This is a genomic window from Caballeronia sp. GAWG1-5s-s, from assembly GCF_023631445.1.
Lineage (GTDB): Bacteria > Pseudomonadota > Gammaproteobacteria > Burkholderiales > Burkholderiaceae > Caballeronia.
The window spans coordinates 1-323 of record NZ_JALQDC010000071.1; the positions used below are offsets into that span (position 1 = coordinate 1).

1 protein-coding gene is annotated in these 323 nt (G+C 68.7%); it reads left to right on the forward strand.

Annotated elements, in window-relative coordinates; translation table 11 throughout:
- Positions 1 to 323 (forward strand): helix-turn-helix domain-containing protein (locus NCR34_RS28410; protein WP_250501442.1); only part of this gene is annotated, 323 nt, incomplete at both ends.

Consider the following 323-nt stretch of genomic DNA (forward strand, 5'->3'; position numbering starts at 1 on the left):
GTGTCGCCAGTACGGCATTAGTCCGAAGACCGGCTACAAGTGGATCAGGCGCTACGAGCAGGGCGACACCGCGCTGGGCGATCGATGCCGGCGGCCAATCCATAGCCCGTCGCGTACGGCGGCCGATGTCGAGGCGCGCGTGGTCGAGCTGCGTCAAGCGCAGCCTGCCTGGGGCGCGCCCAAGATCGCGCGGCGCATGAGCGATCTCGGTTGCGATCGGACCCCATCGCCCAGCACCGTGACGCGCATCCTGCATCGGCACGGCCTGATCAGCGCCGAGAGCAGCACCGCAGCCTTGCCGTGGCAACGCTTCGAACACGCGC